This window comes from Bradyrhizobium sp. Leo114 (assembly GCF_055229415.2).
In genome coordinates this window covers 1-275 of sequence record NZ_JBUYEN020000255.1, presented here as the reverse complement: position 1 = coordinate 275, position 275 = coordinate 1, and the positions used below count along the sequence as shown (strand labels likewise).

Genomic DNA, 275 nt, shown 5'->3' with positions numbered 1-275 from the left:
TGTGGAGCTCGACCGGCACCAAGCTTGCCAGCGCCACCTTCACCAACACCACCGCAAGCGGCTGGCAGACCGTGCCCTTGGCGACGCCGGTCTCGATCGCCGCCAACACCACCTATGTCGCGTCCTACCACACAAACGGCGCGTATGCAGCGACCAGCAATTTCTTCACCAACGCCGTCTCGAGCGGCGCGCTGACGGCGCCCTCCTCCGCCTCGTCCGGCGGCAACGGGGTCTATGCCTATGGCGGCACCAGCACCGCTGGGATCTTCCCGACC

Annotated in this window: 1 protein-coding gene; it reads left to right on the top strand. The window is 66.9% G+C overall.

Annotation, left to right across the window (positions count from 1 at the left end; translation table 11 throughout):
* Positions 1 to 275: DUF4082 domain-containing protein (locus tag ACZIRK_RS45630; protein WP_474419903.1), on the top strand; the 275-nt coding region annotated here is incomplete at both ends.